Genomic DNA, 12990 nt, shown 5'->3' with positions numbered 1-12990 from the left:
AATATTACCGTTTCGCTTTCAGTAAAATTTTAGTATATATTAATATAATTATATCCGCTATAATTTATAACTTAAAGTAATATATATATTACTTTATCAAAGAGGGGATAAATATGATTAATGATTTTAGCAAAATTTACACTTTTATGGAGATAGTTAAAGAGAGGAGCTTTTCTAAGGCTTCAAAGACTCTTGGTATATCTCAGCCTGCTGTTACGCTTCAAATAAAAAAACTAGAAGAGATTTTACAAGCAACTCTAATAATGCGTAAAAAAAATGGAATAATTTTAACTAGAGAGGGTGAAAAATTTTATAAACTTTGTCTTAGATTTGAAAGTGCAATGTTTAGATTTAAAGATGAAATTTCTCATATCAAAAATGACAAAGCTCCACTTATAATATCAACCACTCAGCTTATCGGAGAAACTTTTGTGCCTTTATTGCTTGATAAAATTTCGCAAACTGCCGATGCGGAGCTTGACATAAGAATAAAAGAGCAAAACGATCTAATTCCACATTTAAAGGATAGAAGAAGCGATATTGCAATGGTTTTAGATCAGTCTTATGATGAAAATCTGATAGTTAAAAAGCTTTTTGATTATGAGATTATTTTAGTTTCCAATAAAAAACTGGTTGACTCTATTAAGCCCGAAGAGCTTTATAAATACAAATTGATAAAAGATCGCACAAAATACTATCTTAATGATATTTTCGTAAAATACGGAATAAATTACAATGATTTAAAAAGTGCTTATGTATTAGACGGTTCAATAATGGTAAAAAGAGCAATTTTAAATAATTTTGCTGAAGATTATGTTGCCTTTTTGCCTAAATTTTTAATAGAAGATCATCTAAAAAACGAAAAACTTTTTGAGATCAAAATCAATAGAATAAAGCTTACGCACTCAGTTTATGTAGCCGCCCTTAAAGAGAATGAAGATATACTAAATAGCTTTTTAAAGATAAAAACTAGTTTTAATTTTTAGGAATTTATAGCAGACATAGTGATTCTGTGTCTGCTAAATTTTATTTATTGAAAAAATCTTTGTTTTTAGGATTTGACATAAATATTGACATTGATTTTTGAGTTTTACTCTTGCTTTCTTTTTCCTTGTGGATAGAAAAGTTGATTAAAATCGGACTATTTTCTACTAAAATTTGAACTACTGCTCCAAGCGGAAAGCTAACAAGCGAAGCAAAATCATCACTGCCAAAACCCGCCTCAAAACTAAGGCTGTCTTGCATTAATTTAGCACTGGAAAATGTATATCCATCAAGAGTAAAAAGAATCACCGGAGATGTAAAAGTAGAGCTTATACTCTTTGGAAGCTCCGGCTCAAATTTTACTAAGTCCGAGTTTGTCATTACCGAAAACGGATGCTTGTTTTGAAGCAAATAGTCTATGCACTCGTAAACATGCATTTTCATAAGTAGTGCAAATTTTTCATCATCTAAAATTTTATCAAGCATTATAACTCCTCAAATTCTTTAACTAATTTTTTAATTTCATTTATTCCTATGTTCCAAAATTTTGAGTCCTCTATGTCAAAGCCAAATTTCGCAACCATATCTTTTGGGCTCTGGCTTCCGCCAAGACTTAAAAATTCAGTGTAAATTTGCACGAAATTTTTACATTTGCCGCTCTTGTAAAGACCAAAGATAGCAAGCACCAAAAGCTGCGCATAAGAGTAAGCATAGCAGTAAAACGGCGTATGTATGAAGTGTGGAATATAGCTCCACCAAATCTTATAATAATCATTTAGCGTAACGCTTTTGCCAAACATCTTTTTGCTCTCTTCGAGCCAAGCTTTATTTAGCTCTTCAAGTGAAATTTCACCCTTGTGAGCATGGACTATGCGCTCAAAGGTAGTGAAATTTATCTGGCGATAAAGCGTGGCAAAAATGTCTTCTATCTTGCCTGCAAGAAGCGAAATTTTATCCTTGTCGCTTAGCTCTTTTTTAACGTAATCAAACACTAGCATTTCACAAAATACCGAAGCGGTTTCAGCCGTAGTAAGCGGCGTATCCGAGTTTAGGTAACCAACTTTGTAAGATAAATTTTGATGTATGGCATGACCCAGCTCGTGAGCTAGAGTAAATAGATCTCTTCTTCCGTCCGTATGGTTTAAAAGCACGTAAGGATGAGCATCTAATGAACCTGAGTGTGAAAATGCCCCACCTCTTTTATTTGTCGTAGGATAAGCATCTATCCAGCCCCCATCAAAAGCTTTTTGAGCAATTTTGCCAAATTTCGGGCTAAAGTCGTTAAACGCCTTTAAGACTATCTCTTTGCATTCGTTAAATTCATATTTTCTACCCTCATCGAGCGGTGCATACCTATCATAGTCATATAGTTTTTTAAAGCCTAAAATTTTGCGTTTTTTATCATAAAATTTACTGACCAGAGAGAAATTCGCCTCGGTTGTTTTTATAAGTGCGTCCACGCTTTTCTTACTTATCTGGTTGCTTTCGTGTCTAGGCTCTTCAGGAGAGCTAAAATTTCTTAATTCGCAACTTGTTTTTAGATTGGTTTTTATCATATTGTATATATAGCCAAGCAGATGCTGGTGACGAGATAGTTCGCTACTCAGGCTTTTAGCGGCCGCTTTTCTTACATTTCTGTCTTTGTCGTGAAGCTTGCTTAAGATTTCCTCTTCGCTCAAAAGCTTACCTTGAAATTTAAATTTCATATTGCTCATTGTCTCGTCAAATAGCCTTGCAAATCCATCAGCTCCGGTGCTTGCTGTGCGAAGCAAGACTTGCTCCTCTTTTATACTTAGTTGATGCGCTTTGGATTTAGCTACATTGCTTAGATAGTATCTGTTATTTTTAGATGCATTAATAATATCTTTTTGCTTTTTGTCGTCAAATTCATTGAATTTAAGCTCAAAAAATATTAAATTTTCATGAGCTTTTATGGCAATCTCTTCAAATTTGGCATAAAAAGCACCCTTGCTTGTGTCCTTTGCAAATACTAAAAACGCATAAGTTGTAACCTTTGAAATTTTAGAAAGTAGCTGTTCATACTCATCAAACGCCTCTAAAAATTGATCTGTGCTTAAATTTAAAAAGTCTTCCAGATATTTTTTTTCAAATTTTTCACACTCATTTTTTAGGCTTAATGCGCTTTTTTCAAGCTCTTTTTCATTTTTAAAAAGCGGAGTTAAATCCCATGTTGTCATTTTTATCCTTGAAATTTTTTAGGATATTTTACACAAAATATAATGAAATTTAAAGTTTTTAGAAAGAGATTATCAAATTTAGTGTCCAAATAATGGACACTAAATTTATGTTTTATTTCATTGTTTCTGAAGCTATCGCTGTAAATACAACGTCTGAAGAGCTGTTTACCGCAGTTTCTACCGAGTCTTGAATAACTCCTATTATAAAGCCTACGGCAACAACCTGCATGGCTATGTCGTTATTTATTCCAAAAAGAGCGCAAGCAAGAGGCACGAGAAGAAGCGATCCGCCTGCAACGCCTGAAGCTCCGCAAGCACCTATTGCAGAGATAAAGCTAAGAAGTAGAGCGTCTGCAAAGCTAACTGTGATATGATCTATAGAATTTACTGCAGCAAGAGCCAAAACACTGATGGTTACCGCAGCTCCTGCCATATTTATAGTAGCCCCTAAAGGTATGGATATAGAGTAAAGCTCCTCTCTAAGTCCTAACTTTTTACAAAGTGCCATATTTACAGGTATGTTTGCAGCCGAGCTTCTTGTGAAAAACGCAGTTACGGCGCTCTCTCTTACGCAAGTCATTATAAGCGGATATGGATTTTTTTTGGTTACCACAAATACAATAATAGGGTTTACAACAAATGCCACAAATAGCATTGCACCAACTAAAACCGCAATTAGTTTCATATATCCCGCTAGAGCCGCAAATCCTGTCTCGTGGATACTAATAGCAACAAGACCAAAAATTCCAAATGGAGCTAAGCGGATTACGAATCTAACAATTCTTGTCACACCATCACTTACATCCATAAATACTTTTTTGGTCTCACTTGAGCAGCCTCTCATGGCTATACCGCCACCTACAGCCCAAGTAATGATACCTATATAATTACCTGCACTTAGGGCTTGTACCGGATTTTGAACCATTTTAAAAATGAGATCTTTTAATACGTCTATTACGTTTTGAGGCGCACTCATAGTTGCTGTTTCTACGCCTTTTAAAACGAGTTCAACCGGAAACATAAAGCTAGCTGCAACTGCGACTACAGCCGCCAAAAAAGTTCCAATTAGATACAATGTGACAATCTTTGACATACCTTTTGCTTCGCCAAACTCTTTAGTAATAATTGATGTAGCAACCAATACAAAGACCAAAATAGGAGCGACAGCCTTTAAGGCACCTACGAATAAATTTCCAAGAACCGAAATACCGTTTAGAATTTTGTCGGCAAATTCACTTCCGCTTGCATTCCCCCAAAAGCCAAAAATAGCACCGACAATGATACCGATTAGTATTTGAACAATCAAATTTCCATCGGCAAAACGCTTAGCGATATTGCTAAATCCACTCATTTTTACACCTTTATAAATTTAAAATTTGGATTTAAGTATAACTAAAAGATTCTGAAATTTTTTAAAATTTAACAAAAAAATTAATATAAATTTTATTATGAAATGCTACAATTTTACAATTTAATATAAAATTTAAGGAAAGATATGTATTTATTTACATCTGAAGTAGTAAGTCCGGGGCATCCTGACAAATGCGCAGATATTATCGCTGATAGTATAGTAGATAGTATTTTAATGCAGGATCCAAACGGTAGGGTTGCAAGCGAGGTATTTGTAGCCGGTAAAAACATAGTAATCGGTGGTGAGATAAACTCAAAAGTTAAGCTCAGTTTTAAAGATTATGAAAGTATAGTCAAAAGCGCTCTGGCCAAAATCGGATATGATGGCAAGTCAAATTTTACTAAAGAGCAGTGCTTGCATCCTGATGATATCGAGGTTAAGGTTTGTATAAATCAGCAAAGTAGCGATATAAATCAAGGCGTAGATCAAGCTAGTGGCGAGATAGGCGCAGGCGATCAAGGTATAATGTTTGGCTTTGCAAGCTGCGAAGCGAAAGAATATATGCCGGCAGCCATTACTTATGCAAGAATGCTTTGTGATAAAGTATATAAATTTGCTAAAGCAAATCCCGATAAGCTGGGTGTTGACATAAAGACTCAGGTTACAATTGATTATAATAGTAAGGATAACTTTGAAAACTGCAAACCGCAAAGCATACACACTATCGTTGTCTCAGCTCCTTGCGTAGAGAGTATGAAGATAGAGGAACTTAGAGCTCTTATTGAGGAGCTTATAGATGATACCGGTCTTCCAAAAGAGCTATATGATAAAGATAAGACAATAATTTATATAAATCCAACCGGCAGATATGTAAATCACAGCTCACTTCACGATAGCGGACTAACGGGCAGAAAGCTTATCGTAGATAGCTTTGGCGGATACGCTCCTATAGGTGGCGGCGCACAGAGTTCAAAAGACTATACGAAAGTTGATCGAAGCGGACTGTATGCTGCCAGATGGATAGCTAAAAATATCGTTGCGGCGGGACTTGCTAAAAAATGTATCGTTCAGCTAAGCTACGCTATCGGACTTGCTAAGCCAACATCTATTAGCGTAGATACAATGGGAACTCAGATAAGCGGATTGAATGATGATATTTTATCAAATTTCGTTATGCAAAATTTCCCTTTAACTCCAAAATGGATAACTCAAAAATTTGGACTTGATAAGCCCGGCAAAGATACGTTTTTATACGCAAAAGTTGCAGCAAAAGGGCAGGTTGGAAATGCGAAGTATCCGTGGGAGAAGCTAGACGCCATAGATACATTTAAAGCTTTAATTCCGCATAAATAACGGATTTTAGAATAAATTTAAGAAGCCTGTCTTATAATCACACACAAATTAGTGCTTTCGGTCGGCAGGCTTTTAAATTTTATGTCTTGAATAAAGTTATTTATTTTGCCCACTAAAAATTATATTAACTACACACAATCCATCTTGAATATAAATTTAAAGCATGCTTTTTAAGATCTGCTATCTAAAATTTTCCTTATCAAACTCTCTTTAGGAGTTATGATCTCGCTTTTTGAGCCGTTTACGCTGTGATAAATTGTTTTATTGTATTTAGTGGCGTAATATTTAATCAAAAGGCGTTGTAAATTTGGCTCGGTTGAGGGCACGAACCAACCGTTGTTTGTAATAGCTATCATCACGTCAAATTCGCCTTTAAACAGTTCGTCTCGCGTAGCTTCATAACAGATTGCATTTCGAATTTTAACTCCCTCTATCTCGTAGTCGCTAACTGAATTTGCCGTTTTGAAATCCTTGCTACCATCAAAAAATAGCTCGTTTATCAAATTTTTCATAAAATTTGGAAGCGGAATCTCCTCGCCAAAGGGTACTAGCACAAATTTATCAAATCGCTTCATCTCGCCTTTATCAAATAAAAAAGTCGAGTTGTAGCTTTGCTCGTTTTCATAGGCAAGTGCTCCTGCAACGATAGCGATCTTTTGCGATTTTTCTTTAAGCTCGGCTACTAAATTTCGCTCATGTGTCATAAATGTCGGAAATACGCTCTCAGGCATGATTATAGCCCTTTTGCCTTCGTTTATCGCCTCATCTATCATCTTTAAATTTTGGTTTATAAACTCATTTTTAAGCGACTTTTCCCATTTTAAAGCTTGAGGAACTTTTGTATTTGTAAGAGCAACTTCAAAAGGCAAAATTTTAGCCTTGGTATCGTTATACTGAACCGCAAAAAGTAAAAGTGTGATAAAAGCTAAAAATTTAAGCTTTGATTTTATGTAAAATAGCGATAAAATCGCAGCAAATATAAAGATAAGCCCGTATAAATTCGGTTTAAAAATTCCAACTATAAATATCGTCTCAAAATTTAGCCAGTTGAAATTAAACGGATGCAAATTTGAAATTAAAATCAGCAAAACAGCCTTAAGCCAAATTTGAGCAGGAATGCCAGCGATAAAAAACATAAGCCCATAGACTGCGCCGATAAATAAAATTTCAAGCGGGATAAGATAGTCAAATCCGTAATAAACAAGGCTAAAGCTGATCCAATAAAACCACAAAATTCCTACGAAAAATCCTGTCGTAAAAAACTCATGGCGATCAAACCGAAATAGCAGATAAAAGCCTAAAATGGCAAGAAATGGCGAGATGAAATTTAGCACTTCGGAGTCAAAAAGCGAAAAAAATATAAAATTTGATATCAAAAAAGCACTAAAAAAGGCTTTTCTTATAATTTTAGTGCTAAAATATTTGATTAAAAAATTTTTCACTAAGGAATACAATGCAAGAAGGCAATTTTTTAGCTTCATTACTACCTCTGATCGTGCTTTTCGCGATTTTTTACTTTTTGGTTATCAGACCACAGCAAAAACAGCAAAAAGAGCATCAAAAGATGCTTGCAGCCCTACAAAAAGGCGATAAGATTATTACTTCGGGCGGACTTTACTGCGAGGTTATCAAACCGGAAGATGATTTTATCAAAGTTAAACTTAATGACGATGTAATAGTGCGTATCGGACGCGAGTTTGTCGCTAGAAAAATCGAGACTAAAGTAAATGCGTAGTGCCAAGGTAACATATAGACTCGTTATCTTTCTAATAGCTCTAATTTTTGGCATAGGCTTTTCAGCTCCTTCGTTTTTACAGACAGATGGTGGATCTAAGATAAATTTAGGACTCGACCTTCAAGGAGGTCTATATATGCTTCTTGGTGTAGAAACACAAGAGGCTATACACTCTAAAGTCAAATCCGTGGCCTCTGGTATAAATTACTATGCGGGCAAAGAAGATATTTTGATAGATAACTTTAAAATAAAAGAGGAGCATGTAAGCTTTGAGCTTTTAGATAACGATGATCAAAATAAGATAGATGGGATGCTAAAAGAGATTGAGGGGCTTAATGTCCAAAAAGAAGGACTCAAATACACTATTAGACTAACTGAGACTGAGCAGTCTCATACGATTGAGTATGCGATAAATCAAGCCGTTGAGACTATTAGAAATAGGCTTGATCAGTTTGGTTTGGCCGAGCCAACGGTCGCGAGGCAGGGTAAAGAAAATATCTTAGTCGAGCTTCCGGGCGTGAAAACTCAGGCTGACGAGCAACGTGCAAGAGAGCTGATCGCTAAGGCTGCGCATTTGCAGCTGATGGCGCTTGATGAAAAAAGACAGTTGCAGGCAAACACTCTAAGCGCAGCAGAGGCTGAAAGCTATGGTGTAATCGTTTATCCGGATGTTAAAAGCGATCAAATGAAATATACCGTAAAAAATATTCCCGTGCTTGATGGCTCAATGCTAACGGATGCTAGAGTGGCTTTTGATCAGCGAACTAACGCCCCAATTATAAATTTTACGTTAAATGCCGAAGGAGCTAGGATATTTGGAGATTTTACGGGTGCAAATGTAGGAAAAAGACTTGCTATAGTGCTTGACGGTAGGGTTTATTCGGCACCTGTTATAAATGAGCGTATAGGCGGTGGAAGTGGCCAGATAAGTGGAGGATTTAGTGTAGAAGAGGCTCATGATCTTGCTATTGCGCTTAGAAGCGGCGCGCTTTTAGCTCCGGTAAAGATGCTTGAAAAGAGAAGTATCGGACCAAGCCTAGGTGCTGATAGTATCAATCAAAGTATGATGGCTCTCGCAGGTGCGGGTGTTCTTGTAGTGCTATTTATGATAGCTTATTATGGGTTTGCAGGAATTTTGGCAAATTTAGCCTTAGTTGCGAACATCCTTATTCTGGTTGCGGTTATGGCTATGTTTGGAGCTACCTTGACCCTGCCTGGAATGGCTGGTATAGTGCTTACGGTAGGCATGGCTGTCGATGCGAATGTAATTATAAATGAGCGTATAAGGGAGTTTTTAAGAGATGGGCAGGGTATAGCCTTAAGTGTGAGAAAGGGCTATGAAAATGCCATGAGTGCTATTGTGGATGCGAATTTAACTTCGATTATAACCTCTGTTGTTTTGTATGCATACGGCACGGGTCCTGTAAAGGGTTTTGCCGTAACCATGAGCATAGGTATAGCGGCTTCTATGCTAACTGCTATTTTAGGTACTCGAGGCATGTTTGATACTATAATGGACAAGATAGAGAAGAGCGGAAATACCAAAATTTGGTTTGGATACAAGAGAGGGTAATAATGCAAATTTTTTCAAAAGCACATGTTTATGATTTTATGGGTAAGCGTCATATCGCCCTTGCCGTAGCTGCTATTTTATTTTTTGGCTCAATCTTTCTGCTTTTTACCAAAGGGCTAAATTACGGTATTGATTTTTCTGGTGGAACGCTGATCCAGATAAAGTATGATAAAAAAGCACCTCTTGATAAGATTAGAGAGGCTTTGTATAAAGATGAGACTTTAAAAAACGCCTCTGTGACCGAATTTGGCTCAGAAGAGGAGATTACTATACGTTTTTCGGGCTCAAGCTCAAATTTGGGTAGTGATATCGGCTCTAGCGTATCTCAATTACTCAAAGATACTGGCAGCTTTGAAGTTCGCCGTGTGGATGTCGTGGGACCAAAGGTAGGAAGCGAGCTTAGACAAAAAGGAATGATGGCTATAGCCATGTCTCTTTTGGGTATCTTGCTTTATGTTGCCTTTAGGTTCGAGTGGAGATTTGCGATGGCTGCTATATTTGCCGAAGCGTATGATGTAGTGATAGCCTTAGGTGCTATATGCTTATTTAGGATTGATGTAAATTTGGATATTTTGGCTGCGGTTTTAACGATCATAGGCTATTCTTTAAATGATAAGATTATTATCTTTGATAGGATTAGAGAGAGCATAAACACAAGTAAGAATTCGGCTCTTGATATGATTATAAACGAATCTGTCTCCGCGACTCTTTCAAGAACTATTCTTACATCTGTAACTACTTTAATGGTTGTTTTAACACTATTTTTATATGGTGGAGATATGATACACGGCTTTTCTTTAGTGCTTTTGGTAGGCATAGTCGGAGGAACTCTAAGCTCTATCTACATAGCTTCTCCGATGCTTCTTTGGTTTAAATTTAGCGTGGAGAAATATAGAGCAAAAGAGGCTGAAAAGATGAAAGCGAAAAAAGAGCGCGAAAGACATAGAGCTATGTTTGAAAAAGGCGTGGTGTAAGGAGGATTTATGAACTGGGGTAAGGTTGTTTATATCTTTTTTGCGTTGATGAGTCTAACGACTACGGCGGGTTTTTTGTATGATAAAAATGAGATAGCGCTGTTTGTGGCAGCTAGTATAAATTTAGTCTCTACACTGCTTAAAATCGGTGTTAAAAATGTCTTATCAGCCGAGCTTTTTGCCAGCTCTCTTGTAGCGGATTTGCACCTTATACCTGCGTTTGTAGTGCTTCAAACCACGGGAAATATGACCGTTGTTTATTCGCTTGCAATCGGCGCTGCTATAGCAAACTTTTTTTCACTTTCGCTTGTTTTGGTTGAAGCAAGTAAGACCCAAGAAGAATTTTAGGAGATAAAATGGCTGAAAATTTGAAGTATGACGCCTTAAAAATTGAGAAAAAATGGCAAGAGATTTGGTTGAAAAACGAAGAATTTGAACCAAAAAATGATTATAACCTGCCTAAAAAATATATCTTAAGTATGTTTCCATACCCAAGCGGACGTATCCACATGGGTCACGTTAGAAACTACTCTATCGGCGACGTGCTGGCAAGATATTACCGTAAACAAGGCTATAACGTGCTTCATCCTATCGGCTTTGATAGTTTTGGTATGCCTGCTGAAAATGCGGCTATACAGCATAAAATTCATCCTAAAAAATGGACTTATGAAAATATCGATTATATGAGAGCTGAGCTATTATCTCTTGGCTTTTCATTTTCTAAAAATAGAGAATTTGCGACATCCGATCCGCTTTATACGAAATTTGAGCAGGAATTTTTCATCAAAATGTATGAAAAAGGGCTTGTGTATCGCAAAAATGCCATAGTAAACTGGTGCGAGCACGATCAAACCGTTCTTGCAAACGAGCAGGTTGAGGATGGCTGCTGCTGGAGATGTGGAAATAGCGTGATTCAGCGCGAGTTGCCGGGGTATTATCTAAAGATAACCGATTATGCCGAGGAGCTTTTGGCCGATCTTGAAAAGTTAAAAGATAAGTGGCCAAATCAAGTAATCACAATGCAAGAAAACTGGATCGGCAAGAGCTTTGGTCTTGAGTTTAAATTTAGTCTTGATGAGGCTTCTAAAGCGCTTTTAGGCGGCGAAGCGGACGGATTTGAAGTCTTTACAACTCGCCCCGATACGATTTATGGAGTTAGTTATACAGCACTTGCGCCTGAGCATAAGATAGTTAAAAAGCTGCTTGATAGCGGAAATTTAAGTGATGAGACAAGCCAAAAAGTAAAAGCTATGCTAAATCAAAGCCCAAGAGAGCGTCAAGCCAAAGAAAAAGACGGCGTATTTTTAGGAATTTATGTTATCCATCCATTAAGCGGCGAAAAAGTGCCTGTTTGGGTTGCGAATTTCGTTTTGGCTGACTATGGAAGCGGTGCTGTTATGGCTGTTCCTGCGCATGATGAGAGAGATTTTGAATTCGCTAGCAAATTTAACCTGCCTATCAAGAAAGTGATTAGACCTATTGACGGTAAAATTGACGGCTCAAAAGCATTTACGGAAAGTGGAATTTGTATAAATTCGCCGCTTATAGACGGGCTAAATAACGAAGAGGCAAAGCTTAAAATCATAGAGAAATTTGAAAGCGAAAAAATTGGAAAAAGAGTTGTGAATTTTAAAATTCGCGACTGGGGAATTTCTCGCCAGAGATATTGGGGTGCGCCTATTCCAATGATTCATTGCGATAAATGCGGCGTGGTTTGCGAAGATATAAAAAATCTGCCTGTTACTCTGCCTGATGATGTTGAGATAACGGGCGAAGGAAATCCGCTTGATAAACATCCAAGTTGGAAGCATACCAAGTGTTCAAAATGCGGCGGTGACGCAGTTAGAGAGACTGATACTATGGATACGTTTTTTCAAAGCAGCTGGTATTTTGCAAGATATGCAAGCGATCACAAGACTTGGAATGAGCGAGCTTTTGATGAAAAGAGCGTGAATTACTGGATGAATGTCGATCAGTATATCGGCGGAATCGAGCATGCGATACTGCATCTTTTGTATGCGAGATTTTTCCAAAAGGCGCTTAGAGACCTTGGCTATTTGCGCGATGATGAGCCTTTTGAAAAGCTTTTAACACAAGGAATGGTGCTAAAAGACGGCAAGAAGATGAGTAAGAGCAAAGGTAACGTCGTAGATCCCGATGATATCATCAAAAACTATGGCGCCGATACCGCAAGGCTGTTTATACTCTTTGCCGCACCTCCTCAAAAAGAGCTTGAGTGGAACGATAGCGCAGTTGAGGGTGCGTTTAGGTTTTTAAATAGACTTTATGATAAAGCTATAGGCGTTAAAAAATGCTCTAAAATTCCTGATATAGATCACTCAAAGCTTGCTAAAGATGAAAAATATGCTCGCGCGAAGGTTTATGAGGCGCTTAAAAAATCTCAAGAGGTCTATACGCAAAGCTTTACTTTTAACACCTTAATAGCTGCGTGCATGGAGGCTTTAAACGCGGTAAATGCGCAAAATAACGAAGATGTAACCACTGAAGCCTTTTTTATCATACTAAATTTGCTTGAGCCGATCGTGCCGCATATAGCAAATGAGCTAAGCGAGAATTTATTTGGCAGAGCAAATTTCACGCATATTGATATCAAAGAAGAGGTCTTTGAAAAAGATAGCCTAAATTTAGCCATTACCGTAAATGGAAAAAGAAGGGGCGAGGTTGAAGTGCCAAGCGATGCTAATGAGGCTGAAATTTTGAAAGCAGCCAAAGAAAATGTCGCTAAATGGATTGAAGGCAAGGAGCTTGTAAAAGAAATTTACGTGCAAGGAAAGCTTGTAAATTTGGTTGTAAAAGGTTAG

At 37.1% G+C, this 12990-nt stretch carries 11 protein-coding genes; 7 read left to right on the top strand and 4 right to left on the bottom strand.

Going from position 1 to position 12990, the window contains the following annotated elements; all coding sequences use genetic code 11:
• Positions 1 to 113 precede the first annotated feature (113 nt).
• Positions 114 to 986, top strand: a complete 873-nt coding sequence (locus CDOMF_RS06870) for a LysR family transcriptional regulator (protein ID WP_260951292.1) — start codon at positions 114 to 116, stop codon at positions 984 to 986.
• 40 nt (positions 987 to 1026) lie between these two features.
• Here CDOMF_RS06870 and CDOMF_RS06865 read toward each other — a convergent pair whose 3' ends face one another.
• The 3 genes from CDOMF_RS06865 to sstT form a co-directional block, all read right to left on the bottom strand.
• On the bottom strand, positions 1027 to 1470 hold the full coding sequence (locus CDOMF_RS06865; RefSeq protein WP_260951291.1) for a hypothetical protein: 444 nt from the start codon (positions 1468 to 1470) through the stop codon (positions 1027 to 1029).
• Positions 1470 to 3182, bottom strand: a complete 1713-nt coding sequence (locus tag CDOMF_RS06860) for a M3 family oligoendopeptidase (RefSeq protein ID WP_260951290.1) — start codon at positions 3180 to 3182, stop codon at positions 1470 to 1472. The genes CDOMF_RS06865 and CDOMF_RS06860 overlap by 1 nt, the downstream gene beginning before the upstream one ends.
• 112 nt (positions 3183 to 3294) lie before the next feature.
• Complete coding sequence (gene sstT / locus CDOMF_RS06855) at positions 3295 to 4533, bottom strand: serine/threonine transporter SstT (protein ID WP_260951289.1); 1239 nt, start codon at positions 4531 to 4533, stop codon at positions 3295 to 3297.
• Positions 4534 to 4677: 144 nt separating this feature from the next.
• On the opposite strand from sstT, the gene metK reads away from it, so the two are divergent.
• Positions 4678 to 5886 (top strand): methionine adenosyltransferase, encoded by a 1209-nt coding sequence (metK, locus tag CDOMF_RS06850; protein ID WP_260951288.1) that lies wholly within the window; start codon positions 4678 to 4680, stop codon positions 5884 to 5886.
• A gap of 170 nt (positions 5887 to 6056) precedes the next feature.
• Here metK and CDOMF_RS06845 read toward each other — a convergent pair whose 3' ends face one another.
• Positions 6057 to 7367, bottom strand: a complete 1311-nt coding sequence (locus CDOMF_RS06845; protein WP_260951287.1) for an apolipoprotein N-acyltransferase — start codon at positions 7365 to 7367, stop codon at positions 6057 to 6059.
• On the opposite strand from CDOMF_RS06845, the gene yajC reads away from it, so the two are divergent.
• Genes yajC through leuS form a run of 5 tightly spaced genes read left to right on the top strand, consistent with a single transcriptional unit; the run spans position 7340 to position 12990 of the window.
• Positions 7340 to 7621, top strand: coding sequence for a preprotein translocase subunit YajC (yajC, locus tag CDOMF_RS06840; RefSeq protein WP_169973680.1), 282 nt, complete (start codon positions 7340 to 7342; stop codon positions 7619 to 7621). The two genes, CDOMF_RS06845 and yajC, sit on opposite strands and share 28 nt — an antisense overlap.
• A complete protein-coding gene (gene secD / locus CDOMF_RS06835) occupies positions 7614 to 9194 on the top strand; it encodes a protein translocase subunit SecD (RefSeq protein ID WP_260951286.1) in 1581 nt (526 codons plus the stop codon). The genes yajC and secD overlap by 8 nt, the downstream gene beginning before the upstream one ends.
• Before the next feature lie 2 nt (positions 9195 to 9196).
• Positions 9197 to 10168 (top strand): protein translocase subunit SecF, encoded by a 972-nt coding sequence (gene secF, locus CDOMF_RS06830; RefSeq protein ID WP_170019114.1) that lies wholly within the window; start codon positions 9197 to 9199, stop codon positions 10166 to 10168.
• Between the two features lie 9 nt (positions 10169 to 10177).
• A complete protein-coding gene (locus CDOMF_RS06825) occupies positions 10178 to 10516 on the top strand; it encodes a DUF6394 family protein (protein ID WP_260951285.1) in 339 nt (112 codons plus the stop codon).
• A gap of 8 nt (positions 10517 to 10524) precedes the next feature.
• The gene (leuS, locus tag CDOMF_RS06820) at positions 10525 to 12990 is read left to right on the top strand and encodes a leucine--tRNA ligase (protein WP_260951284.1); all 2466 of its coding nucleotides are present in this window, start codon (positions 10525 to 10527) and stop codon (positions 12988 to 12990) included.

Origin of the sequence: Campylobacter sp. RM16187, assembly GCF_025319965.1 — a bacterium.
Classification (GTDB): domain Bacteria; phylum Campylobacterota; class Campylobacteria; order Campylobacterales; family Campylobacteraceae; genus Campylobacter_A.
This window is presented reverse-complemented; position numbering and strand designations above follow the sequence as displayed.

What these genes read in the sequence shown, in the direction of transcription:
- CDOMF_RS06870 (WP_260951292.1), top strand. Translation starts at nt 114, where the DNA reads ATGATTAATGATTTTAGCAAAATTTACACTTTTATGGAGATAGTTAAA.
- CDOMF_RS06865 (WP_260951291.1), bottom strand. Translation starts at nt 1,470, where the DNA reads ATGCTTGATAAAATTTTAGATGATGAAAAATTTGCACTACTTATGAAA.
- CDOMF_RS06860 (WP_260951290.1), bottom strand. Translation starts at nt 3,182, where the DNA reads ATGACAACATGGGATTTAACTCCGCTTTTTAAAAATGAAAAAGAGCTT.
- sstT (WP_260951289.1), bottom strand. Translation starts at nt 4,533, where the DNA reads ATGAGTGGATTTAGCAATATCGCTAAGCGTTTTGCCGATGGAAATTTG.
- metK (WP_260951288.1), top strand. Translation starts at nt 4,678, where the DNA reads ATGTATTTATTTACATCTGAAGTAGTAAGTCCGGGGCATCCTGACAAA.
- yajC (WP_169973680.1), top strand. Translation starts at nt 7,340, where the DNA reads ATGCAAGAAGGCAATTTTTTAGCTTCATTACTACCTCTGATCGTGCTT.
- CDOMF_RS06845 (WP_260951287.1), bottom strand. Translation starts at nt 7,367, where the DNA reads ATGAAGCTAAAAAATTGCCTTCTTGCATTGTATTCCTTAGTGAAAAAT.
- secD (WP_260951286.1), top strand. Translation starts at nt 7,614, where the DNA reads ATGCGTAGTGCCAAGGTAACATATAGACTCGTTATCTTTCTAATAGCT.
- secF (WP_170019114.1), top strand. Translation starts at nt 9,197, where the DNA reads ATGCAAATTTTTTCAAAAGCACATGTTTATGATTTTATGGGTAAGCGT.
- CDOMF_RS06825 (WP_260951285.1), top strand. Translation starts at nt 10,178, where the DNA reads ATGAACTGGGGTAAGGTTGTTTATATCTTTTTTGCGTTGATGAGTCTA.
- leuS (WP_260951284.1), top strand. Translation starts at nt 10,525, where the DNA reads ATGGCTGAAAATTTGAAGTATGACGCCTTAAAAATTGAGAAAAAATGG.